Origin of the sequence: Kitasatospora sp. DSM 101779 (assembly GCF_025655475.1) — a bacterium.
Taxonomy (GTDB): domain Bacteria; phylum Actinomycetota; class Actinomycetes; order Streptomycetales; family Streptomycetaceae; genus Kitasatospora.
Genome location: NZ_JAHTIK010000001.1, coordinates 3,146,192 through 3,169,339, shown reverse-complemented (window position 1 = coordinate 3,169,339; position 23,148 = coordinate 3,146,192). Strand labels below are relative to the sequence as shown.

The 23,148-nt window shown below is 71.6% G+C and carries 20 protein-coding genes and 1 pseudogene; 10 read left to right on the top strand and 11 right to left on the bottom strand.

Going from position 1 to position 23,148, the window contains the following annotated elements; translation table 11 throughout:
* Both KSNIM_RS14410 and mce read right to left on the bottom strand, forming a co-directional pair.
* Window positions 1-1,286 (bottom strand): annotated as a pseudogene (locus KSNIM_RS14410) (hypothetical protein); the annotation flags it as partial.
* A 541-nt stretch (window positions 1,287-1,827) separates the two neighbouring features.
* The gene (gene mce, locus KSNIM_RS14405; RefSeq protein WP_263107956.1) at window positions 1,828-2,259 is read right to left on the bottom strand and encodes a methylmalonyl-CoA epimerase; all 432 of its coding nucleotides are present in this window, start codon (window positions 2,257-2,259) and stop codon (window positions 1,828-1,830) included.
* 297 nt (window positions 2,260-2,556) lie between these two features.
* Here mce and KSNIM_RS14400 point away from each other — a divergent pair, with 297 nt between their 5' ends.
* The gene (locus KSNIM_RS14400) at window positions 2,557-3,735 is read left to right on the top strand and encodes an acetyl-CoA C-acetyltransferase (protein ID WP_263107955.1); all 1,179 of its coding nucleotides are present in this window, start codon (window positions 2,557-2,559) and stop codon (window positions 3,733-3,735) included.
* 83 nt (window positions 3,736-3,818) lie between these two features.
* Entirely contained in the window at window positions 3,819-4,781 is a 963-nt protein-coding gene (meaB, locus tag KSNIM_RS14395; protein ID WP_263103617.1) for a methylmalonyl Co-A mutase-associated GTPase MeaB, read from the top strand.
* 86 nt (window positions 4,782-4,867) lie between these two features.
* Here meaB and KSNIM_RS14390 read toward each other — a convergent pair whose 3' ends face one another.
* The 5 genes from KSNIM_RS14390 to KSNIM_RS14370 all read right to left on the bottom strand — a co-directional run bounded on the left by KSNIM_RS14390 (window position 4,868) and on the right by KSNIM_RS14370 (window position 8,691).
* Window positions 4,868-5,383 (bottom strand): MarR family winged helix-turn-helix transcriptional regulator, encoded by a 516-nt coding sequence (locus KSNIM_RS14390; RefSeq protein ID WP_263103616.1) that lies wholly within the window; start codon window positions 5,381-5,383, stop codon window positions 4,868-4,870.
* A 79-nt stretch (window positions 5,384-5,462) separates the two neighbouring features.
* Window positions 5,463-6,239: an AIM24 family protein gene (locus tag KSNIM_RS14385; protein WP_263107954.1), complete on the bottom strand. Its 777-nt coding sequence runs from the start codon at window positions 6,237-6,239 to the stop codon at window positions 5,463-5,465.
* Between the two features lie 290 nt (window positions 6,240-6,529).
* Window positions 6,530-7,180, bottom strand: coding sequence for an AIM24 family protein (locus tag KSNIM_RS14380; protein WP_263103615.1), 651 nt, complete (start codon window positions 7,178-7,180; stop codon window positions 6,530-6,532).
* The gene (locus tag KSNIM_RS14375) at window positions 7,180-7,818 is read right to left on the bottom strand and encodes an AIM24 family protein (protein ID WP_263103614.1); all 639 of its coding nucleotides are present in this window, start codon (window positions 7,816-7,818) and stop codon (window positions 7,180-7,182) included. Before KSNIM_RS14375 ends, KSNIM_RS14380 begins: the two co-directional genes overlap by 1 nt.
* An 81-nt stretch (window positions 7,819-7,899) precedes the next feature.
* Window positions 7,900-8,691: a DUF2127 domain-containing protein gene (locus tag KSNIM_RS14370; protein ID WP_263103613.1), complete on the bottom strand. Its 792-nt coding sequence runs from the start codon at window positions 8,689-8,691 to the stop codon at window positions 7,900-7,902.
* Between the two features lie 172 nt (window positions 8,692-8,863).
* On the opposite strand from KSNIM_RS14370, the gene KSNIM_RS14365 reads away from it, so the two are divergent.
* Window positions 8,864-9,184 carry a DUF3817 domain-containing protein gene (locus KSNIM_RS14365; RefSeq protein ID WP_263103612.1) on the top strand — a complete coding sequence of 107 codons (321 nt, stop codon included), beginning with the start codon at window positions 8,864-8,866 and terminating at the stop codon, window positions 9,182-9,184.
* Window positions 9,185-9,261: 77 nt separating this feature from the next.
* Here KSNIM_RS14365 and KSNIM_RS14360 read toward each other — a convergent pair whose 3' ends face one another.
* The gene (locus tag KSNIM_RS14360; protein WP_263103611.1) at window positions 9,262-10,875 is read right to left on the bottom strand and encodes a M4 family metallopeptidase; all 1,614 of its coding nucleotides are present in this window, start codon (window positions 10,873-10,875) and stop codon (window positions 9,262-9,264) included.
* 311 nt (window positions 10,876-11,186) lie between these two features.
* Entirely contained in the window at window positions 11,187-12,833 is a 1,647-nt protein-coding gene (locus KSNIM_RS14355; protein ID WP_263103610.1) for a M4 family metallopeptidase, read from the bottom strand.
* A gap of 483 nt (window positions 12,834-13,316) precedes the next feature.
* Between KSNIM_RS14355 and KSNIM_RS14350 the strand changes: the two genes are divergently transcribed.
* From KSNIM_RS14350 to KSNIM_RS14340, 3 genes are all read left to right on the top strand, one after another.
* On the top strand, window positions 13,317-13,844 hold the full coding sequence (locus tag KSNIM_RS14350) for a MarR family winged helix-turn-helix transcriptional regulator (protein WP_263103609.1): 528 nt from the start codon (window positions 13,317-13,319) through the stop codon (window positions 13,842-13,844).
* Window positions 13,845-13,942: 98 nt separating this feature from the next.
* Window positions 13,943-14,275: a DUF3817 domain-containing protein gene (locus KSNIM_RS14345; protein ID WP_263103608.1), complete on the top strand. Its 333-nt coding sequence runs from the start codon at window positions 13,943-13,945 to the stop codon at window positions 14,273-14,275.
* Between the two features lie 192 nt (window positions 14,276-14,467).
* Window positions 14,468-16,153, top strand: coding sequence for a methylmalonyl-CoA mutase (locus tag KSNIM_RS14340; protein ID WP_263103607.1), 1,686 nt, complete (start codon window positions 14,468-14,470; stop codon window positions 16,151-16,153).
* A 235-nt stretch (window positions 16,154-16,388) separates the two neighbouring features.
* Here the strand turns inward: KSNIM_RS14340 and KSNIM_RS14335 are convergent, their stop codons facing one another.
* Entirely contained in the window at window positions 16,389-17,039 is a 651-nt protein-coding gene (locus tag KSNIM_RS14335) for a TetR/AcrR family transcriptional regulator (protein ID WP_263103606.1), read from the bottom strand.
* A gap of 369 nt (window positions 17,040-17,408) precedes the next feature.
* On the opposite strand from KSNIM_RS14335, the gene trxA reads away from it, so the two are divergent.
* From trxA to KSNIM_RS14315, 4 genes are all read left to right on the top strand, one after another.
* The gene (gene trxA / locus KSNIM_RS14330; protein WP_263103605.1) at window positions 17,409-18,395 is read left to right on the top strand and encodes a thioredoxin; all 987 of its coding nucleotides are present in this window, start codon (window positions 17,409-17,411) and stop codon (window positions 18,393-18,395) included.
* A 618-nt stretch (window positions 18,396-19,013) separates the two neighbouring features.
* On the top strand, window positions 19,014-19,679 hold the full coding sequence (locus tag KSNIM_RS14325) for a DUF6230 family protein (protein WP_263103604.1): 666 nt from the start codon (window positions 19,014-19,016) through the stop codon (window positions 19,677-19,679).
* A 135-nt stretch (window positions 19,680-19,814) separates the two neighbouring features.
* Window positions 19,815-20,378 carry a DUF6114 domain-containing protein gene (locus KSNIM_RS14320; RefSeq protein ID WP_263103603.1) on the top strand — a complete coding sequence of 188 codons (564 nt, stop codon included), beginning with the start codon at window positions 19,815-19,817 and terminating at the stop codon, window positions 20,376-20,378.
* Window positions 20,375-21,550 (top strand): hypothetical protein, encoded by a 1,176-nt coding sequence (locus tag KSNIM_RS14315; protein ID WP_263103602.1) that lies wholly within the window; start codon window positions 20,375-20,377, stop codon window positions 21,548-21,550. Before KSNIM_RS14320 ends, KSNIM_RS14315 begins: the two co-directional genes overlap by 4 nt.
* A 154-nt stretch (window positions 21,551-21,704) precedes the next feature.
* On the opposite strand, the gene pyk is transcribed toward KSNIM_RS14315, so the two are convergent.
* Window positions 21,705-23,135, bottom strand: coding sequence for a pyruvate kinase (pyk, locus tag KSNIM_RS14310; RefSeq protein WP_263103601.1), 1,431 nt, complete (start codon window positions 23,133-23,135; stop codon window positions 21,705-21,707).
* Between the last annotated feature and the right edge of the window lie 13 nt (window positions 23,136-23,148).

The window sequence follows — 23,148 nt, the reverse complement described above, 5'->3', positions numbered from 1 at the left end:
TCGGCCTCGGACCGCAGCGCGGCGACCTCGCCCTCGGCCTCCGCCCGGAGGTCGGCGATCTCCGCCTCGGCCTCGGACCGCAGCTGGGAGGCCACCGACTCGGCGGTGGCGCGCAGCCGCTCGCTCTCCTCGGCGGCGGCGGCCCTGGCGGCGTCGGCCTCGGCCCGCGCGGTCGCCGCGGCGGCCTTGATGATCTCCGCCTCCTTGGTGGCGGCGGCCACCATCTTGGCGATCTCGGCCTTGGCGGTGAGCGAGCGCTGCTCGCTGGCGGCCTCGCCGTCGGCGACCCGCTGCTCGGCTGCGGCGGCGGCCTCGGCCTGCAGCCGTTCGGCGGCGTTGCGGGCGGCGTTGAGCTGGTCGGCGGCCTCCTGGCGGGCCCGCTCGGCCTCGGCGAGGGCCTCGGCGCGGAGCCGTTCTATCTCGGCCTGGGCGCGGCCGAGGGCGGCCTCGGCGCGCTCCTGGTCGTCCAGGGCCCGGCGCTTGAGTTCGCCGATCTCGGCCTGCGCGGCGGCGAGCCGGCGCTCGGCGGCGGCGTGCGCCTGCGCGAGCTGCTGCTGCGCCTCGTTGGCGGCGCTGCCGCGGAGCTCCTCGGCCTGGGCGCTGGCCTGCTGGGCCTGCTCGGAGGCGGCGCGCAGCAGGCGCTCGGCGTCGGTCTGGGCGCGGTGCAGGGCGGCCTCGGCGGCGGCCTGGGCCTCGCCGCGGGCGGCGTCGACGTCGGCGGCGGTCTGGGCGCGGGCCTGGTCGGCGAGGGCGGTGGCCTCGGCGCGGGCGGCGGCCATCATCCGCTCGGCCTCGATGCGGGCCTCCTGCAGCAGGCGCTGGGCCTCCTGCTCGGTGCCGGCCCGGGTCTGCTCCGCCCAGGAGACGTTCTCCTTGACGTGGCGCTCGGCGGAGCGGCGGAACTCGTTGAGCTCCTCCTCCAGCTGGTGGCGCCGGGTGGCGAACTCGGCCTCCAGCCGGGCAGTGCGTTCGGCGGCCTCGGCCAGCAGACGCTGGGTGGCCGCCTGGGACTCGCGCAGCTGGCGCTCGGCGTCCGCGCGGAGCTGCTCGGCCTGCATCTCGGCGTTGCGGAGCAGTTGCTCGGCCTGGCCGGAGACGGAGTCGAAGGCACGCGGCTGCGCGAGCTGCCGACGGGCCTCGTGCAGCTTGGCCCGGAGCACCTCCACCTGGTAGGCGAGGTCCTCGGCATGCTGGACGGTCTTGTCCCGCTCCTTGCGAGTCCGTTCCATCTCGGCCTCGAACTGGGAGAGGTGATCCTCAACCTCGTAGCGGTCGTTGCCCCGCACTCCGCGGTCCCATCCATCTCCTGGTCGCGTCCTCGACCCGGCCGTTCCGACGCCCCGATTCCTGCGCGGGGCCGGACCGGCTGGTCCTTGCAGCCGCGGCACCTGCCGCGGTCGGAGTCTGCGGGCGGCGGACGCGCGGCGGTGCCGCGTTCCCTCGTCCGGGTGGACTCCTGGGCGAACTCTTGCCTAGTGGAGAATGGTGACAGATCCGACCTGCGACTGTTCAGCCGTGCCCGCTCAATGGACTCCCCTGCGGCGGGCCCGTCCGGGTCTCCCCGTCCGTGACCGCCTTCGGCCGTGCGCCTCGCCGGTCCTCCCGGTGTTCTGGCGCACCCGGGCATTGTAGTGTGCCCGGCTTGCAGCGGAATGGCCGAGTGGAGGTTTTCCGAGGTTACCGGCGGGTCGGGAAGGGGGCCGTTACGGTACGACCCCCTCCGTTTCCGTCGGTGTTCGTCGGTGTTCGTCGGTGTCCGTCGGTTTCCGTCGGTGTTCGTCGGAATCCGACGGTGTCCGTCGCATTCCGCCCGGGCCCGCTCCGGTCTCAGTGCTCCGCAGCGGCCGAGGTCACCAGCTCGGTCAGCACACCGCCGCAGTCCTTCGGGTGCAGGAAGGTGATCCGCGAGCCCATCGAGCCGATCCGCGGCTCGTCGTACAGCACCCGCACGCCCTTGGCGCGGATGTCCGCGGCGTCGCCGTCCACGTCGGCGGTGCCGAAGGCGATGTGGTGCACGCCCTCGCCGTTCTTGGCCAGCCACTTGGCGACCGTGGAGTCCTCGCGGGTCGGCTCCAGCAGCTGCAGGTAGGACGCGCCGCCGTCACCGGTGTCGTTGATCTTGAGCATGGCCTCGCGGACGCCCTGCTCCTCGTTGACCTCGCTGTGGAACACCTCGAAGCCGTAGGTCGCGCGGTAGAACTCGACCGTCCTGTCGAGGTCGAAACAGGCGATGCCGATGTGGTCGATGCGGGTCAGCACGGCGGAGGCCTCCATGGTGGGAGTCGACGAGGGTGGCACCAGTGCAGCGCATGCGGCGGAGGCTTGGCCACCGCCCGCGGTGCGAGCCTGCTCACAGTCTCGCCCCCTCGGACGGCCCGCCCGCCCTCGCCGGCGAATGTCACCCGGACCGCCGTGACACGGTGTTGACTGGAGGGTGACAGTGCCACTGATCACACCCCGGCGCCGGTGACGCACGGGTTACGGGTCAGTACATTGAGCCGCATCCCCACACCCTCATGGCCGACGCGCGAAGGGGCCCGTCTCATGACTACTTCTGTGATCGTCGCAGGTGCACGCACTCCAATGGGCCGACTGCTCGGCTCACTGAAGGGCTTCTCCGGCGCCGACCTCGGCGGCATCGCCATCAAGGCCGCCCTGGAGCGCGCGGGCATCACCGGCGACCAGGTCCAGTACGTGATCATGGGCCAGGTGCTGCAGGCCGGCGCGGGCCAGATCCCGGCCCGCCAGGCCGCCGTCAAGGCCGGCATCCCGATGAACGTCCCGGCGCTGACCATCAACAAGGTCTGTCTCTCCGGCCTGGACGCCATCGCCCTGGCCGACCAGCTGATCCGCGCGGGCGAGTTCGACGTCGTCGTCGCCGGCGGCCAGGAGTCCATGACCAACGCCCCGCACCTGCTGCCGAAGTCCCGCGAGGGCTTCAAGTACGGCGCGATCGAGATGCTCGACGCGATGGCCCACGACGGCCTCACCGACGCGTACGAGAACATCCCCATGGGCGAGTCCACCGAGAACCACAACACCCGCCTCGGCATCACCCGCGACGTCCAGGACGCCATCGCCGCCGCCTCGCACCAGCGCGCCGCGGCCGCCCAGAAGAACGGCCTCTTCGACGCCGAGATCGTCCCGGTCGAGATCCCGCAGCGCCGCGGCGAGCCCGTCCTCTTCAGCCAGGACGAGGGCATCCGCGGCGAGACCACCGTCGAGACCCTCGGCAAGCTGCGCCCGGCCTTCACCAGGGACGGCACCATCACCGCCGGCTCCGCCTCGCAGATCTCCGACGGCGCCGCCGCCGTCGTCGTGATGAGCAAGGCCAAGGCCGAGGAGCTGGGCCTGAGCTGGATCGCCGAGATCGGCGCCCACGGCAACGTCGCGGGCCCGGACAACTCGCTGCAGTCGCAGCCGTCCAACGCGATCGCGCACGCCCTCGCCAAGGACGGCCTGACCGTCGCCGACCTCGACCTGATCGAGATCAACGAGGCCTTCGCGGCCGTCGCCCACCAGTCGATGAAGGACCTCGGCGTCACCGACGAGAAGGTCAACGTCAACGGCGGCGCGATCGCTCTCGGTCACCCGATCGGCATGTCCGGCGCCCGTCTCGTCCTGCACCTGGCCCTTGAGCTGCAGCGCCGCGGCGGCGGCACCGGCGCGGCCGCGCTCTGCGGCGGCGGCGGCCAGGGCGACGCCCTGATCATCAAGGTCCCCGCCCAGGGCTGACCGTTCGGCGTTGAACTCCGGGGGCGCACGGCGTGGACGACCACGCCGTGCGCCCCCGCTTCCGATCGAGGAGACGGACTCTCATGGTCGATGTGGCGACGCTGGTCGAACAGGCGCGGACCGGGCAGCCGAGGGCCGTGGCCCGGCTGATCTCGCTGGTCGAGAACGCCGCCCCGCAGCTGCGCGAGGCCATGGCGGCCCTCGCCCCGCACACCGGCAACGCCTACACCGTCGGCCTGACCGGCTCGCCGGGCGTCGGCAAGTCCACCTCGACCAACGCCCTGGTCTCCGCGTACCGCCGCCGCGGCAAGCGGGTCGGCGTACTCGCCGTCGACCCCTCCTCGCCGTTCTCCGGCGGCGCCCTGCTCGGGGACCGGGTCCGCATGCAGGACCACGCCACCGACCCCGAGGTGTTCATCCGGTCGATGGCCACCCGCGGCCACCTCGGCGGCCTCTCCTGGGCCGCCCCGCAGGCCCTGCGGGTGCTGGACGGCGCCGGCTGCGACGTGATCCTGGTGGAGACCGTCGGCGTCGGCCAGTCCGAGGTCGAGGTCGCCGCCCAGGCCGACACCACCGTCGTCCTGCTCGCCCCCGGTATGGGCGACGGCATCCAGGCCGCCAAGGCCGGCATCCTGGAGGTCGGCGACGTCTTCGTCGTCAACAAGGCGGACCGGGACGGCGCCGACGCCACCGCCCGCGAGCTCAACCACATGCTCGGCCTCGGCGAGGCCCGCCGGCCCGGCGACTGGCGGCCGCCGATCGTGAAGACCGTCGCCGCCCGGGGCGAAGGCGTCGACGAGGTCGTCGAGGCCCTGGAGAAGCACCGCGCCTGGCTGGCGGAGACCGGGGAGCTCGCCGCCCGGCGTACCCGGCGGGCCGCCCAGGAGATCGAGGCGATCGCGCTCGCCGCCCTGCGGTCCCGGATCGGCGACCTGCACGGCGACCGCCACCTGCTCGGACTCGCCGAACGGGTCGCCGCCGGCGAACTCGACCCCTACGGCGCCGCCGACCACCTCGTCGCCGGCCTCACCGAGAGCAACCAGTAGCGGGCGAGCTGCCGGAGGGGTAGACCCCAGGGTCCGTCTCGCCCCGAAGCACAAGGGGACCCCCTGTACTACCGGGACCTGCGCCGTCAGGCGCGGCCGCGGAGGGTGCGGAGGTGTTCGGCGACCGGGGCGAGGGCCTCGTAGAGGGCGTCGATCTGCTCGGGGGTGAAGCGGTCGACGAAGTGGGCGCGGACGCTGCGGACGTGGTCCGGCGCGACCTTCTGGAGCGTCTCCCAGCCGAGTTCGGTGAGGTGGGCGTAGAGGCCGCGGCGGTCGCCCGGGCACTCCTGCCGCAGCACCAGCCCGGCGCTCTCCATCCGGGTGATCTGGTGGGAGAGCCGGCTCTTCGACTGCAGGGTGGCGGTCGCGAGGTCGGTCATCCGCATCCGGCGTTCGGGCGCCTCGGAGAGGACGACGAGGATCTCGTAGTCGTTGATGGCGAGGTTGTGCGGCTGGAGTTCGCGGCTGAGCTGGTAGTCGAGCAGCTTGCTCACTTCCAGGTGGGCGCGCCAGAACTGCTGCTCGCGGGTGCTCAACCACGGCGTCTCCTCCGCGGTGGCCGAGGAGGAGACGGCGGGGGCGTCGGTGACGTGCGTGTCCATGGCCCCAGCATAGCCGTGCTTGTTAAATGTTGTACAAGTTTACGAATCCGGCGGCGCCGGGTTCACCGGTTCGGCCCCGTCAGAGGCCGAACCTGCGACCGAGGTCGCCGAGGTTGCCCAGGCCCGGGATGTTGACGTTGGGCAGCTGCTGCCCGCCGCCGTGCGCCCCGGCACCCGGCTGGTGCGGCACCCCGCTGCCGGGAACGCCGGCCTCGGCGTGCACCACACCGACCGAGCGCTCGGCCATCAGGGTCTCGGTCGACTGCAGCAGCACCTGGCCGGCCCCGATGAACTCGAACTGGTGCTCCTCGCCGGAGGCGCCGCCGAGCCCGGTCAGGTGGCGGAGCCCGCCGATCAGGCCGTGCATGTAGCCGTGATCGTAGTGGTGGCAGGGCGCGGGGCAGTCGGCCCAGCCGACCAGCGCCTGCGGGTCCACCCGGATGGGGGGTTCGACGAAGTGGACGGGGCCGTTGGAGGCGGCCACGAACTTGCCGGTGCCGATCAGGGTGAGGAAGCCCGGGATGATCGACTGCTTGAGCTTGAGCGTGGGCTCGAAGGCCAGCAGGTTGCCCGACCGGACGGTGAGGTTGCCCTCCTCCAGGTCGTACGAGTTGAGGTCGAAGGCCCGGTCGGCGAGCAGCAGCTTGCCGCGGCCCTCGGCGACGACCCAGTCGGACGCGTGCAGCGGGGAGTTGAAGTTCCGCTCCAGCATCTGGTCGATGACGCCGCGTCCGATGCCCGAGAAGCGCATGTCGCCGTAGTAGGCGATCATCTTGCCCTTCTGCAGGTAGTAGGCGCCGTTGAGGTCGACCGAGAAGGCGTACGGGTTGACGTTGTCGTTGACCGGCAGGCTCATGGCGTCGTGCACCACCGGACCCTCGCCGCCGTTCTGCGGCAGCGGCGCGCCGAAGTTGCCCTGCGACGGGGCCGGGTAGGGCTGGCCCTGTGGCGGGTACGGCTGGCCGGCCTGGGTCGGCTGGTACGCCTGCTGGTAGCCGGGCTGCGGCTGGCCCTGCGGCGGGTACGGCTGCCCCTGCGGGGGGTACGGCTGGCCGGGCGGCGGGTAGCCGGGCTGGCCGTAGGGCTGGCCGGGCTGGGGCTGACCGTAGGGCTGCTGCCCGTACGGCGGCTGCGGCGGGTAGGACATCAGAGCTTCTCCTCGCTCGCCTGCACGTACACCACTCCGTGGCCGGAAAGCTCCAGCTGGAACGCCTCGCCGGAACCGCGGCCGACCATGTCGCGCCAGCCCAGGGCGGTGGACAGCTTGTTGGTCACCTGGCCGCGGTGGGCCACGTACGCCTGCGGGTCGACGTGCACCGGCTGGCCGGGCCCGATCGGCAGCTCGAACACGCCGCCGTGCGCCATCACGGCGACCGAGCCGTGGCCGTCGAGCTTGGTGGTGAACAGGCCCTGGCCGGTCACCTGGCCGCGGACCATGCCCATGACGCCGCCCTGCTGGCCCATGAACATGGTCGACTGCTGCAGGGTGCCGTCGAAGGCGAGCAGCCGGTCGGCCTCCACGTAGAGGGTGTCGCCGGTCAGCTCGATCACGTGGATGTTGTGGCCGCCGTGGCCGAACATCACGCTGCCCTGGCCCTCGACGGTCATCAGCGGGGTGTCCTCGTTGGCCACCCGGCGCCCGATCATCGACATCACGCCGCCCTGGCCGCCCATCACGTTGGGCGTGAAGGAGACCTCGCCGGTGTAGGCGAGCATCGAGCCGCGCTGGCTGAAGACCCGCTGGCCGGGCATGACCTTCGCCTCGACCATCTTGTTGTTGATCTTGGTGAACGGCATTAGACGTCCCCCCCGAAGGTCATCTTCTCGGAGGGCTGCACGTAGACCAGGCCCTCGCCGGCGAACTCGACCTGCATGGCCTCGCCGCCGCCCTCGCCGATGATCGTCGTCCAGCCCGCACCCGACTTCAGGCTGCGGTTGAGGTTGCCGGTGTGCGCCACGTACGCGCCCGGGTCGACCCGCAGCGGCATCCCCTGGGAGACCCGCAGGATGATCGCCGGGCCCTTGGAGGTCAGCGCCGCCCAGCCGTGTCCCTCGACCTTGGTGGTGAACAGGCCGTTGCCGGACGCCATGCCGTTGAGTCCGGTGAAGGAGGTGCCGGTGTGCAGGGTCGCCTCGGTGCAGAGCAGGTTCTCGGACTCGACGTAGAGCGTCTCGCCGTTCAGCCGCACCAGGTTCACCTCGGTGGCCTTGTCGGCGAAGTAGCAGGTGCCCTGCCCCTTCACCTCCATGACCTCCATCTGCTCACCCGTCAGCCGGCGGGTGACCATGCCGCGCAGGCCGTCACCACCGCCGGACATCTTCTTGAAGTTCATCTGGCCCGTGTAGGCCACCATGGTGCCGTTGCGGGCCTTGACCGAGTCTCCCGCCATGTCGACGGCGAGCACCTTGGACCCCTGGAGTCGAAACTGTGCCACCGGGCGAATGTAGCGGCAGCCGGCCCGCGCCCGGGAGGGGGCGCGGGCCTCTGGTACCGACCTGCGACAAATGAGACGGGGTCAGACGGCCGGGGCCGGATGCGTCCCGTGGGCGGTGCCGGCGGCGGTCTCCACCTCCAGCAGCGAGGCCGAGTGCTTCTCCGCCTCGAAGGCGACCACTCCGCCGCGCAGACCGAACAGCCGCTTCGACAGCATGATCCACAGCACCGCGAGGATGTTCAGCACCAGCGTGCCGATCTTCAGCGCGCTGACGTGCTCGGTGAGTTCGTACACCTCCAGCGGCAGGAAGGCCGCGGTCGCCACCACCGTCAGGTACTCGGCCCAGCGGGCGCCCACCCACAGACCGACCGCCTCCACGATCTCGATCAGCGCGTACAGCACCAGCGCGCCGGCCACGATCAGCAGCGTGCTGTGCTTGTACTCGAACGTCCTGCGGATGGTGTCGACGATCGGCGAGTGCTCCAGGTCCCAGTGGAAGTGGTCGGTGACGGGACGGAAGACCGAGAGGTTCTCGTCGAAGATCCGCCGCACCGCGTCCTGGCTGTTGGAGAACCTCCACACGCCCCAGGCGACGATCAGGATCAGCAGGCCGCGCAGCGCCCGCTCGACGGCGAGGAAGCGCAGGATGAACAGGTCGCGCAGGGCCTTGCCGCGCGGCACCAGCGGAGCCTCGTCGGCCGGGCCGGAGCCGTGCGGAGCACCGAGCGCGAAGTCTCCGCAGCGCAGGCAGCGCCAGGCGTCGCCGAGCGCGGTGTGCGCGTGCAGCCGGCCGCGCAGGTCGGCCTCGTCGGGCGCGTAGGTGATGTGCCCGCGCCGCGAGCAGGTCCGCCGGTTCCAGTCGATGCGGAACATGTCCACCCCCGTGGTCGGTCGGCCCGGTCGTCGGGCCGTGCCGCAGCAGGATAGGGCTGCCCGCCGTGAAACCGGCCACCCCGGCCCCGGCAAGGCCGTTCGGTCGGTGATAATGAACGAGGCTTGTGATCGTGTTCACGAGCTCACTCGCCGACCCCTCCCGAGGTGACCCGTGAAGACCAGCCCCGCCGTCCACCGCCTGCGACTCGTGTCCGGCCCGGAGGGCCTGTCCTTCCTGCTGCTGCTCGTGTGCTCGGTGCTCAAGCGGACCACCGACTTCAACGCGGTGCCGGTGATGGGCTCGATCCACGGCGCGCTGTTCGTGCTGTACGTGGTCTTCCTCGCTCTGGCCTGGCAGCAGCAGCGCTGGGACGCCAAGCGCGGCATCCTGCTGTTCGTGCTGTCGGTGCTGCCGACCGGCGGCTTCTTCGCCGAGCGGATGCTCGCCAAGGAGGAGCGCGGCGAGGTGCCGGCGGCCGCCGCCGCGGCCTGACCTCCGGAACGCAGCCGGAAACCCGACGGCCGGGCCCCCGCGAGGGGAGCCCGGCCGTCGCCGTGCGCGGGGAGGGGTCAGCTGACGTTGACCCCGCTCCAGGCCGCACCCACCGCCTTGTACTCGGCGGAGGTGCTGCCGTACAGGTCCTTCGCCGCGTTCAGCGTCGCGGTGCGCGCCGCCTTGTAGTTGGTGGTGGAGGTCATGTAGACGGTCAGCGCGCGGTACCAGATCTGCGCCGCCTTGGCCCGGCCGATGCCGGTCACGGTGGAGCCGTTGGAGGTCGGGCTGTTGTAGCTGACGCCGTTGATCGTCTTCGCGCCGCTGCCCTCGGCCAGCAGGTAGAAGAAGTGGTTCGCGACGCCCGAGGAGTAGTGGACGTCCTTGTTGCCGACCGTCGAGGACCAGTAGTCCGCCGAGGCGCCGTCCTTGGAGGGCTTGTCCATGTAGCGCAGCGGGGTGCCGTTGCCGTTCAGGTTGAGCCGCTCGCCGATCAGGTAGTCCGGGGTGTCCACCGGCAGGTTGGCGTAGAACTCGACCATGGTGCCGAAGATGTCGCTGGTGGCCTCGTTCAGGCCGCCGGACTCGCCCGAGTAGTTGAGGCCCGCCGTGGCGGAGGTCACGCCGTGCGTCATCTCGTGGCCGGCCACGTCGATCGCGGTCAGCGGGTGGGTGTTGCCCGAGCCGTCGCCGTACGTCATGCAGAAGCAGCTGTCGCTCCAGAACGCGTTGACGTAGTTGGTGCCGTAGTGGACCTTGCTGTAGGCGCCGACGCCGTTGTTCTTGATGCCGTTGCGGTTGAAGGTCGACTTGTAGAAGTCCCAGGTGGCCGCGGCGCCGTACTGGGCGTCCACCGCGGCGGACTGCCCGTTGGAGGCGCTGCCGTTGCCCCAGACGTTGTCGGCGTCCGTGTACAGCGTCCCGTTCTTGTCGACGGTGTACTGCCCGCCGCGGGTGTTGTCCTTCAGCTGGTACGTCGAGCCGGTGTAGTTGGTGGTCAGGGTGACCGAGCCGACGAAGACGCCCTTGCCGCTGCCGGTCGCGTTGGAGGTGCGGATCTGCTCCTCGGAGGAGAGCACCGCGCCGGTCGCGGCGTCGGTGACGACCAGGCGGCTGCTCGGGGTGCCGTCGGCGCGCATGCCCTCGACGGACGTCCGGTAGGCGAGCCGCGGGGTGCCGGAGGCGGCCCACACCACCAGCTCGGCGCCGCCCGCCGAGCCGACCGAGGTCAGCGCCGGCTCGTCGGCGTCCGCGGACGTCCCGACGGTGGCGGCGACCGCGCCGTGTGCCTTCGAGGCGGCCTGGGCGGCGGTGAGCTTCGGGGTGAGCGAGGCGGGCGCGACCGAGCCCTGGACGGCGCGGTCCACGGACTTCACGGCGCCCTTGGCGTCCTGGTGCACGACCAGGTCGCCGCCGAGCACCGGCAGGCCGGCGAAGGTCCGGTCGAACCGCAGGTGGCGGGTGCCGTCGGCGTCCACCACGGCGTCCTTGACGACGAGCTGCTCCTGGCCGGAGAGGCCGAGGGTGCGGGCCGCCGCGGGCGCCTCGGCGCCGGCCTGGGCGAGGAGTGCGGCCCGCTGCTGCGCGGCCGCGGGGGCGGGGGCGGCCTGGGCGCCCGCGGCGACCTGGATCGCGCCGGCGAGCAGGGCCGAGGTGGAGAGGACGGCGCCGAGGGCGAGCTTTCGCTTCACGTACGGGTTCCTTCCGGATCAACCGCGTGTGCGCGGTCGCGCATCGCTCCGGGGCGCCGGGTCCGGCGCCGACTGGGGCGGAACGAGCGCTGACGTGCAGCTCCGTGCGGTCATGCGGCACCGGACCGGTTGGGGTGGCCGGTCGGGCGCCGCACGGGGCTGGAAGGAAGCATGACAAGATTGGTCGTCAAATGACAGGTGTAAGACAGCAGTTGGCGCATTTCTGTCATGTGGTGATCGAGGGCCGGACATGGCAGCAGCCGGGCCTCCCCTCCGGAGGGCCCGGCTGCTGCGTCTTCAACCGCGGCGTGTCAGTTGACGTTCACCGCGGCCCAGGCGGCGGCGACCTGGGCGTACTCGGTGGAGGTGGCGCCGTAGAGGTCCTTCGCCGCGTTCAGGGTCGCGGTGCGCGCGCCCTTGTAGTCGGTGGTGGAGGTCATGTAGACGCTCAGCGCCCGGTACCAGACCTGCAGCGCCTTGTCGCGGCCGATGCCGGTGACGGTGGAGCCGTTGGAGGTCGGGCTGTTGTAGCTGACGCCGTTGATCGTCTTCGCGCCGCTGCCCTCGGCCAGCAGGTAGAAGAAGTGGTTGCCGACGCCGGACGAGTAGTGGACGTCGAGGTTGCCGACGCCGGAGGACCAGTAGTCCGCCGAGCCGCCGTCCTTGGAGGGCTTGTCCATGTAGCGCAGCGGGGTGCCGTCGCCGTTGATGTTGATCAGCTCGCCGATCAGGTAGTCGCCCTTGTCGGCGGCGAGGTTGGCGTAGAACTCCACGCCGGTGCCGAAGATGTCCGAGGTGGCCTCGTTCAGGCCGCCGGACTCGCCCGAGTAGTTCAGGCCGGCGGTGTTGGCGGTGACGCCGTGGCTCATCTCGTGGCCGGCCACGTCGAGCTCGGTCAGCGGGTGGGTGTTGGACGCGCCGTCGCCGTACGTCATGCAGAAGCAGGAGTCGTCCCAGAACGCGTTGACGTAGTTCCGGCCGTAGTGGACCCGGCTGTAGGCGCCGACGCCGTTGTTCTTGATGCCGTTGCGGCCGAAGGTGTTCTTGTAGAAGTCCCAGGTGACGGCCGCGCCGTACTGGGCGTCCACCGCGGCGGACTGGGTGCTGGAGACCAGGCCGGTGCCCCACGCGTTGTCGGCGTCGGTCAGCAGGGTGCCCGCGCCCGAGGTCTTGTTGTTCAGCGTGGTGGTGTACTGGCCGCCTCGGGTGGCGTCCTTCAGCTGGTACGTCGAGCCGGTGTAGTTGGTGGTCAGGGTGACCGAACCGACGAAGACGCCCTTGCCGCTGCCGGTCGCGTTGGCGGTCTGCACCTGCTCGTGGGTGGAGAGGACCTCGCCGCTCGCGGCGTCGGTGACCAGCAGCTGGCGGCTCGGGGTGCCGTCCGCGCGCACGCCCTCGACGGTGGTCTGGTAGGCCAGGCGGGGCTTGCCGGAGGCGGCCCAGACGACCAGCTTGCCGCCCGCGGGGGCGGCGACCGAGGCGAGGGCGGCCTCGTCGGCGTCCTTGGCGACACCCACGGTGGCGGCGACCGCGCCGTGCGCCTTCGAGGCGGCCTGGGCGGCGGTGAGCTTCGGGGTGAGGGTGGCCGGGGCGACCGAGCCCTGGACGGCGCGGTCCACCGACTTCACGGCGCCCTTGGCGTCCTGGTGTACGACCAGGTCGCCGCCGAGCACCGGCAGACCGGCGAAGGTGCGCTCGTAGCGCACGTGGCGCGTGCCGTCGGCGTCGACGACCGCGTCCTTGACGACGAGCTGCTCCTGGCCGGCGAGGCCGAGGGCGCGGGCCGCGGAGGGGGCCTCGGCGCCGGCCTGCGCGATGAGCGCGGCACGCTGCTCGGCGGGGGCGGCCGGGCCGACCGGCGCGGGGGAGGCCTGCGCGATCCCGGCGCTGACCTGGATGGCACTGGCGAGGACCGCCGACGCAGAGAGAACGGCTCCGACTGTCAGCTTTCGCTTCACGTACGGGTTCCTTCCGGATCAACCGCGTGTGCGCGGTGGCGCCGCGTCCCGGGGCACCGGGGTTAGTGCCTGCTGGGGCGGAACGGGCGCGGACGTGCTGCTCCGTGCGGTCTGACGACGTCCGCCGAGGGGTGGGGGCCTGGCGGGTCGAACGAAGCTGGCGAGAAGCATGACAATGCAGATCGTGAATTGACAGGGCCTGATCGGGAGTTGGCCACCACTCGCCATCCGGACGCGAGCGTGTAAAAGGCGCCAAGCGCCCAATTCGCCCGTCCGATCGGTCGGTTCCATACGGAGGAAACCCGAATGATCGCGTTCCGGGCTCAACTCCCGTCACTGGAAGCAAGATTGCAGGCGTGTTTCGGCCACCCGAAGCGCTGGTACGGACCAGTAACCGCTTGGCGTGATCCCGCCAGAACCGGCCCTTGTCCACCATCGTGGACACCTGCTACCCCGTCCCCCGTACGCCGGTACGGTGGAGGAGTGCCCAAGCCCCTCGCCCTAGATTTCGACCCGATCGCCCGCGCCGGCGAACTGTGGACCCGCCGCTGGGGCGCCGTCCCGTCCATGGCGGCGATCACCTCGGTGATGCGCGCCCACCAGATCCTGCTGTCCCGGGTGGACGCCGTGGTGAAGCCCTACGGCCTCACCTTCGCCCGGTACGAGGCCCTGGTGCTGCTCACCTTCAGCCGGGCCGGCCAGCTGCCGCTCTCCAAGATCGGGGAGCGCCTCATGGTGCACCCGACCAGCGTCACCAACACCGTCGACCGCCTGGAGCGGGACGGTCTGGTCGCCCGCCGCCCCAACCCGGCCGACGGCCGCGGCGTCCTCGCCGCGATCACCGACCGCGGCCGCGAGGTGGTCGAGCAGGCCACCCGCGAACTGATGGCCATCGACTTCGGCCTGGAGGGCTACGACGACGACCAGTGTCAGCAGGTCTTCGAGCTGCTCCGCCCGCTGCGGGTGGCGGCCGGGGACTTCTCCCCGGCCGCGGAGACCGGCGAGCACTGAGCCGGCGGCCCGCCCCCGGGGCCGCCGCCCCGGCGCGTGCGGATGCGCCGGCGGGGGTGCGGCCGGGAGGGCCGCGGCGGGCGGTTACCCTCGTCGGTATGAAGCAGAGCGTGCTGACCCGATACCGGGCGCTGGCGTACATCACCGGCGTCCTGCTGATCCTGCTGACCGCCGGCGTGATCGCCAAGTACGTGCTGGACGTCTCGGGGGCCAGCGGCTTCACCAGCGCCGTCGGCATCGCGCACGGCTGGCTGTACGTGGTCTACCTGGTGCTCGCCTTCGACCTGGGCACCAAGGCGAAGTGGCCGATGGGCAGGCTGGCCTGGGTGCTGCTGGCCGGCACGATCCCGACCGCCGTCTTCTTCGTGGAGCGCAAGGTCTCCCGCGACGTCGCCCCGCTGATCGAGACCGCGGAGCCGGTCTCCGTCTGACCCCCCGCCCGCCTCTGCGACCGAGCCCCTCCCCGCGTCCGGGGAGGGGCTCCGGCATGTCCGGGGGGCGCACGGAGGCGGGAAGCGCCCGCGCCGTCGACGGATAGTAGGACGTCCGAGTAAATTGGCAGGAGGTTCTGGCCACTGCCGTCGTCCCGCACACGGCGGCCGCACGGAGTGGGAGCCACAGCCATGGACGCCGAAGAGATCGAGGCCGGCCGCCTGCGCTGGCAGCAGCGCTACGACCGGGCCCACAAGCGCGCCGCCGACTTCACCACCCTCTCCGGCGAGACGGTCGAGCCCGTCTACGGCCCGCCCCCCGGGCAGCCCCACGAGGGCTTCGAGCGCATCGGCTGGCCGGGCGAGTACCCCTTCACCCGAGGCCTGTACGCCAGCGGCTACCGCGGCCGCACCTGGACCGTCCGCCAGTTCGCCGGCTTCGGGAACGCCCGGCAGACCAACGAGCGCTACCGGATGATCCTGGAGGCCGGCGGCGGCGGCCTCTCGGTCGCCTTCGACATGCCGACCCTCATGGGCTACGACTCCGACGACACCAGGTCGCTCGGCGAGGTCGGCCACTGCGGCGTCGCCGTCGACTCCGCCGCCGACATGGACGTCCTCTTCGACGGCATCCCGCTCGGCGAGGTCACCACCTCGATGACGATCAGCGGCCCGGCCGTCCCGATCTTCTGCATGTACCTCGTCGCGGCCGAACGCCAGGGCGTCGACCCGGCCGTGCTCAACGGCACCCTCCAGACGGACATCTTCAAGGAGTACATCGCGCAGAAGGAGTGGCTCTTCGCCCCGGAGCCGCACCTTCGCCTGATCGGCGACCTGATGGAGTACTGCGCGCAGGGCATCCCCGCCTACAAGCCGCTCTCCGTCTCCGGCTACCACATCCGCGAGGCCGGGGCCACGGCCGCCCAGGAACTCGCCTACACCCTCGCGGACGGCTTCGCCTACGTCGAACTCGGCCTCTCCCGCGGCCTGGACGTCGACGTCTTCGCGCCCGGCCTGTCCTTCTTCTTCGACGCCCACCTCGACTTCTTCGAGGAGATCGCCAAGTTCCGCGCCGCCCGCCGCATCTGGGCCCGCTGGATGCGCGACCGGTTCGGCGCCGGGACCGACCGGGCCCAGTGGCTGCGCTTCCACACCCAGACCGCCGGCGTCTCGCTCACCGCCCAGCAGCCCTTCAACAACGTGGTGCGCACCGCGGTCGAGGCGCTGTCCGCCGTCCTCGGCGGCACCAACTCCCTGCACACCAACGCCCTGGACGAGACCCTCGCGCTGCCCTCCGCCCAGGCGGCCGAGATCGCCCTGCGGACCCAGCAGGTGCTGATGGAGGAGACCGGCGTCGCCAACGTCGCCGATCCGCTCGGCGGCTCCTGGTACGTGGAGGCGCTCACCGACCGGATGGAGGCCCGGGCGGAGGCGATCTTCCGGCGGATCCTCGACAAGGGCAGCGAGGACCACCCGATCGGGCCGGTGACCTCCGGCATCCTGCGGGGCATCGAGGACGGCTGGTTCACCGGAGAGATCGCCGAGGCCGCCTTCCGCCACCAGCAGTCCCTGGAGAAGGGCGCGAAGCGGGTCGTCGGCGTCAACTGCCACCCGGGGTCGGTCACCCCGGAGCTGGAGATCCTGCGGGTCAGTCACGAGGTGGAGCGGGAGCAGGTACGCCTGCTCGCGGCGCGGAGGGCGGCCCGTGACGAGGCCGCCGTCGGGGCCGGCCTGGCGGCCGTGCTGGCGACGGCCCGCTCCGGCGGGAACATGATCCCGCCGATGCTCCGGGCCGTCCGGGCCGAGGCCACCCTCGGGGAGATCTGCCACGCGCTCCGCGAGGAGTGGGGCGTCCACCGCGAGCCCGCCACCTTCTAGGGCCCGTCATCAAAGAGCAGTGGAGTGGTTGGTTCTGGGGCGCGTGGGGGCACCTTCCGGCCGAAGGCCGGGGAGAACTGCGCAGTCCGGGAGTGGGTGCCGTGGTGACACGGGCCGCGCCGGGGTTCGTACGGCAGTCCACATCCGAGCTGCGCAGTTCCCCGCGCCCCTCATCGGTTCCCATGTGCCCTTGAAAACGCGCTCCACCGACCGGCCGGGGCCGTGGCCCCGGGCCTCAGGTGTCCAGACCGACGAGGGCGCTGAGCATCAGGGTGGTGAAGCGGTCGAGCCAGCGGGGGGTGATGGGTTCGCCGGCGACGAGGAGGCGGTGTTCGACGGCGCCCGCGATCATGTCGAAGACCAGGTCGATCTCCTCGCAGGCGGCCGCCTCGTCCTGGTCCGAGCGGAGCTCCCCGCGGGCCTGGGCGTTGGCCCGTCCCGTCCGGACGAGGTGCTTCTGCGGGTCGACGATGCGCTCGCGGATGCGCCGCCTCAGCTGCGGGTCCCGGCTGCCCTCGGCGAAGAGCGCCATCAGGGCGGCCTGGGACTCCGGCCGGGCCAGCAGGTCGGCGAACTGGGCGACCGTGGCGGCGATGTCCGCCCGCAGGCTGCCGAGGTCGGCCATCTCCAGCTCGTCGAAGAGACTGGCGACGGCGTCGACGACCAGTTCGTTCTTGGACGGCCAGCGCCGGTACAGGGTGGTCTTGGCGACACCGGCGCGGGTGGCGACGTCGCCCATGGTGAGACCGCCCCAGCCGAGTTCGGCGAGGGCTTCACGGGTCGCGTCGAGGATCGCCCGGTCGGCGGCAGCGCTGCGCGGACGGCCCTTGCCGCGGGGGAGGGCGGTGGCGTCCGGGGCAGCAGGCTGCTGGGTGGTGGGGGCCACCGAGCCTCCTAGCTAAAAATTTACCAGTTGGTAACTTGGTCGTCCGGGTAACGGTAGCGACCGAAGCCCCCGGTCAGCAGCCATCGGCGGGCGGAAAGTGGGGCAGGTCACGTCCCGCGGCGCCGAGGGGGTCTTGCGGGACGGGCCCGGGATGGAGATACGCTACGACTCGTAGCGAAAGAGCGACAACCACGCGTCGTGCCCATGGGATCGGGCCGGCGCGGGGCGCGAATGGGGATTCGCGCCGGCATCGCGCTACACCGGGAGGCAAGCCCCCGCCGCACGGGCGGGTGGCGCAGGCGCGACGGCTCGGCGAGGTTTCCGGCCGGTTGGCGCCCGTCACCCGTGCGGACGGGGGAGGATGGTGCCATGCAGTCACGGAATTCGCGTCTCAATAGCGCCGCCCTTCGTGGAGCGGTCGACCTCGCCGCGGTCAAGGCGGCCGGCGAGGCAGCCCAGAAGGCCGAGCAGGCCCGGGCCGATCGGGCCCGGCAGGCCGCGGCCGGCGGCGACACCGCACCGGCGCCCTACCGGCTGGTCCTCGACGTCACCGAGGACACCTTCGAGGCCGAGGTCGTGCAGCGCTCGGCCGAGGTCCCCGTGGTGGTCGACTTTTGGGCCGAGTGGTGCGGCCCCTGCAAGCAGCTCAGCCCGATCCTGGAGCGCCTGGCCGAGGAGTACGCCGGCCGGATCGTGCTCGCCAAGATCGACGTCGACGCCAACCAGTTGATCGCCCAGCAGTTCGGGATCCAGGGCATCCCGGCCGTGATGGCGGTGGTGGCGGGCCAGCTCGTCCCGCTGTTCCAGGGCGCCGAGAACGAGGCCAACGTCCGCAAGATCCTGGACCAGCTGATCGCGGTGGCCGAGCAGCGCTTCGGCATCACCGGTCTGCCCGCGGGCGCGGCCGGCGGCGAGGCGGCGGCACAGGCGCCGCGGGTGCCGTCCGACCCGGCGCTGGAGGCGGCCCACGACGCGCTGGACCGCGGTGATCTCGGCGGTGCCGTCCGGGCGTACCAGAACGTGCTGTCCGACCAGCCCGGCAACACCGAGGCCAAGCTCGGCCTGGCGCAGGCCCAACTGCTGCAGCGGGTCGAGGGCATGGACCCGCAGCAGGTGCGGGCGGCGGCGGCCGCCGGGCCGAAGGACGTCGAGGCCCAGCTGCAGGCGGCCGACCTGGACCTGGTGGGCGGGCACGTCGAGGACGCCTTCGGACGGCTGGTCGACACCGTCGGCCGGACGGCGGGCGAGGACCGCGACGCCGCGCGGGTTCGGCTGCTGGAGCTCTTCGAGGTGATCGGCCCGGAGGACCCGCGGGTCGTCGCTGCGCGCAGCGCGCTCGCCCGGGTGCTGTTCTGACGGCGCCGTTCCGGCGGCACGGGTGCACCGCCCCGGTCCGGGGCGGGTGGCACGGCGTGTGACCTGCGGTGTCGCTGGGGATTTGGCGACATTCCAGGAGATTTCGTAGAGCTTAATCAAATCTTGACAACCACCCTCGGCCGGTCACGCTCAGTGGCCGGCCGGGGTGTTTCGGCGCCGTTTCCTGCGGATTGCAGAAGCGTCGCACGCGGTGAATGTCACCGAGGGTGACCATGTCTTCGATTCCATGATCAACAGTGCGGACTGTTGGATTACCCGTCAGTAATCGACCCCTTGTGTTCGGCCCGGGATTCCAGCACGATCGGCCCACGCCCGGTCCCGTTCAGGGAATCCCCATCGGGTAACCGCCGGCCCCGGCCGGCGGTTGGAGGGCAGGGGGGTAGCCGCAGATCCCACACGCGGTTCCTGTCCTTCCTGCGACCGCTCAGCCGTGCGGTCGCCGGTTGTCGCTCGGGGGTGATCGCCATGTCCGTCGGCCCACGACGCGCTGGCGCTCTCCGCTACCGAGGACGTAGCTCTCTCCCATCCCAGGCCCGGGCCGGTGCGGGACGCACCGGACACGGCCGGAGATGTACGTCCTAGAAGGAGGACACACGCATGTCCCAGACTTTCGGCAAGACCAGCTGGAAGCGCTTCGGCATCGCCATGGTGCCGGGCATCGCCGCCACCGCGGCGATCGGTGTGGCGCTGGCCAACAACGCGCTCGCCGCCTCGTTCAACGTCTCCGGCCAGCGTTTCAAGGTCACCGCCGAAGACCTGCAGGGCGACAACTTCGCCCAGTTCGGCTCCTTCGACGTCGAGACCAACGGCACGCCGCACGCGGTGGCCATCTCGGCGTTCGACTCCGCCACCATCAAGGGCATGTGCCAGTCCGTGGTCAGCGAGCCCTCGCTGCTCGGCCTGAAGCTGCCCAAGGTGACGCTGCGCCTGGAGGCCGGCAAGAGCGACGACGTCAACAAGCAGGTCAGCGCGAAGAACCTGCTGATCGACCTCGACCAGCTGTCCGCCGACGCGGAGTTCACCGACATCAACATCGGCCAGGACGCCTCCACCCTCAAGGGCACGGCGACCGCCAACTGGAAGAGCGCTCTCGGCACCCCGAAGCCGTCCGGCGCGCTGGGCTTCGCGCAGGCCGCTCCCCACGCGCACCTGAGCAACGTGAAGCAGACCGCCTGGGCCACCTCGGCCGGCACCTTCAAGCTCAACGGCCTGGACCTCAAGCTGTACGTCGGTGACGACGGCAACGGCAAGGAGTGCTACTGATCCTCGTCTGACGGCGCGCCGCACGGCGCACCGCACTGACGGATCTTCCGCGGCCGGGGGCGGGGCAGCCGCCCCCTCCCGGCCGCTGCTCAGGAGTTCTCTCCACCTCGCAGCGAACCATCGAGGAGTTGCATCGTGTCCAGCGCAACTGCCCAGGCGTGGCCCGAGCAGGACGGCGGAATCAACCTGCGGCTGCGGTTCCGCAACTGGCGCCGCTCGCGGCCCTTCTGGGGCGGCCTGCTGGCCATGATCGCCGGCGTGCCCATCCTGTACTTCCCGTACGCCAAGCTCAACCTCAGCGGCATGACCGTGTCGATGGCCACCACCGCGGGCGCGGGCTCGCTGATCATCGGCGTCCTGATGATCTGCCTGGGCCTGACCGCGTGGTTCCAGCCGCTGGTGCGGATCTTCTGCGGCGTGGCGACCACGCTGCTCGCACTGATCTCCATCCCGGTCTCCAACCTCGGCGGCTTCGGCTTCGGCCTGGTCCTCGGCCTGATGGCCGGCGGCCTGCTGATGGCCTGGGCGCCGCTCAAGCCGGTCGCCGCCGTCGAGGACGTCCCCGCCGAGGCGACCACGGCGGAGTTCACCGGTGAGACCCCGGCGGAGACCACCCAGCCGCTGCTGCCCGCCCAGCAGACGCCCGCCGGCGCCGCCGACGACGCCGCACCGGCGGCCGACCCGGGGGAGCAGCGGTGACCGACCGGGACGAGTCCGCCGCGGCCTCGGTGCCCGGGCCCCGCCACGCGGCGCCGCGGGCGAGCGTCCGCCGCCGCATCCGCGGCCGGGTGATGGCGATGGCCGCCGTGCCCACCGCCATGCTGGTCGGTGCCGCCTACACCCCGACCACGCTCGCCGTGGCCGACACCCAGAGCGACAAGGCCTGCGCGAGCGCGCCGGACACCGTGCTCGAGGAGACGCCCGTCCCCAAGAGCGAGATCAAGGTGCTGCCGGCGCCGTCCAGCACGGTCAAGGCCGCGACCAAGAAGTCCGGTGCGACGGCCTCGCCGTCCACGGCCAAGGTCCCCGTCCCGACCGCCACGGCCACCGCCGCGCAGCCCGCTCCGTCGGCCGACACCGCGCCCCGGAACGTGATCGGTGACATCCTGACCGGCATCGACGGCATCTTCCACCCGCAGAGCGGCGCCACGTCGACGCCGGCCGCGGTGCCGACCACCGCCGCCAAGGCGGCCACCACGCCGGCCGCGACCGCCCAGCCGACGACCGCCCCCGCGCCGAAGGCGGCGGCCGCGACGACCGCCCCCGCCGCCAAGCCGGCCACGCGGTCGGCGAGCCCGTCGGCCTCCCCCTCGCCGTCCGCCACCGGCCCGAACTGCCTGGTGGACACCAGCAAGGAGAAGGCCCTCGCCGCGCCGACCGGCCACGTGGTGCCCGACCAGAACTGGGTGCTGCACTCCAGCAGGCTCGCCCTGCACGGCTCGGTGTTCAACGGCGTGTACGACGTGAAGACGCCGACCGGCACCAAGCGCGTCCTCAAGTTCACCACCGCCTCGGTGGACATCGGCGACCTCGACATGTCGACGATCGAGGTGAAGGGCAAGACCTTCCACGTGCAGGCCGCGCCCGGCACCACCTCCACCATGCGCAACGGCCCGATCACCATGTACGTGGAGAGCCTCTCCGGGCACCTCTCGGCGATCTACGGCCTGCCGATCCCGATCGACCTGGGCGAGATCACCCTCACCCCGGACACCCTGCCCAAGTGGCTGTGGGACCTGATCGGCTCCGTGCCGATCCCGCTGGACATCACCCTGGACAAGGCCAAGGCCGTCCAGGCCGGCCAGTTCGGCGGCACCCTGAAGATCCCGGGCATGCACCTCTTCAACGACGACCAGCCGTACGACGGCTGAGCGCCACCCCCGTCGTACCCCACGGCCCGGCCGGACCCCTCCGGCCGGGCCGTCGGCGTCCCCGCCGCCCGGTGGACCCGGACGGGCGGAACGCCGCGGGGCGGCTCTCCTCCGATCGGAGGAGAGCCGCCCCGCGGGCTCGCTGCGCCTGGTGTCAGTGGTGGTCGCGGCTGCCCAGGTGGTGGACCTGGACCATGTTGGTGTTGCCGGGGACACCGGGGGGCGAGCCGGCGGTGACGATCACGGTGTCGCCCTCGGTAAGGCGGTTCAGGCGCAGCAGCTCACGGTCGACCTGCTGCACCATCTCGTCGGTGGTCTCGACCTGCTCGGTCACGTACGCCTCGACGCCCCAGCTCAGCGAGAGCTGGTTGCGAGTGGAGGCGTCCGGGGTGAACGCGATCACCGGGATCGGCGAGCGGTAGCGGGACAGCCGGCGGGCGGTGTCACCGGACTTGGTGAACGCGACCAGGGCCCGGCCGTTGAGGAAGTCGCCGAGCTCGCACGCGGCGCGGGCGATCGAGCCGCCCTGGGTGCGCGGCTTGCGGCCCGGGTTCAGCGGCTGGAGGCCCTGCGAGAGCAGTTCCTCCTCGGCCTTCTCGGCGATCCGGCTCATCGTCCGGACCGTCTCGACCGGGTACTTGCCGACGCTGGACTCGGCGGAGAGCATGACCGCGTCCGTGCCGTCCAGGATGGCGTTGGCGACGTCGGAGACCTCGGCGCGGGTCGGGCGCGAGGCGTGGATCATCGACTCCATCATCTGGGTCGCCACGATCACCGGCTTGGCGTTGCGGCGGGCCAGGGTGATCAGCTGCTTCTGCACCAGCGGCACCCGCTCCAGCGGGTACTCCACGGCGAGGTCGCCGCGGGCCACCATGATCGCGTCGAAGGCGAGGACGATCTCCTCCATCGCCTCGACGGCCTGCGGCTTCTCGATCTTGGCGATGACCGGGACGCGGATGCCGACCTCGTCCATCACCTTGTGGACGTCGTGGATGTCGGCGGCGTTGCGGACGAAGGACAGCGCGACCATGTCGACGCCCAGCTGGAGGGCGAACCGCAGGTCCTCCTTGTCCTTCTCGGAGAGGGCGGGCACGTTGACGGCCGCACCGGGCAGGTTGATGCCCTTGTTGTTCGAGAGCACGCCGCCCTCGACCACCACGGTCTTCACCCGCGGGCCGTCGACGCTGACGACCTCCAGGGCGATGACGCCGTCGTTGATCAGGATCGGGTCGCCGGGCTTCACGTCGCCGGGCAGGCCCTTGTAGGTGGTGCCGCAGATGTGCTGGTCCCCGGGCACATCCTCGGTGGTGATGGTGAAGGTGTCGCCGTTGTCGACGGTCACCGGTCCGTTGGCGAAGGTGGCCAGCCGGATCTTCGGGCCCTGCAGGTCGGCCAGCACGCCGATGGTGCGGCCGGTGTCCTCGGACACCTGGCGGACCTTGCGGTACCGCTCCTCGTGCTCCCCGTGGGAGCCGTGGCTCATGTTGAGTCGGGCAACGTTCATGCCCGCTTCGACGATGGCCTTCAGCTGTTCGTAGGAGTCCGTCGCCGGACCCAGGGTGCAGACAATTTTCGCTCGGCGCATATCCGTCAGTCTA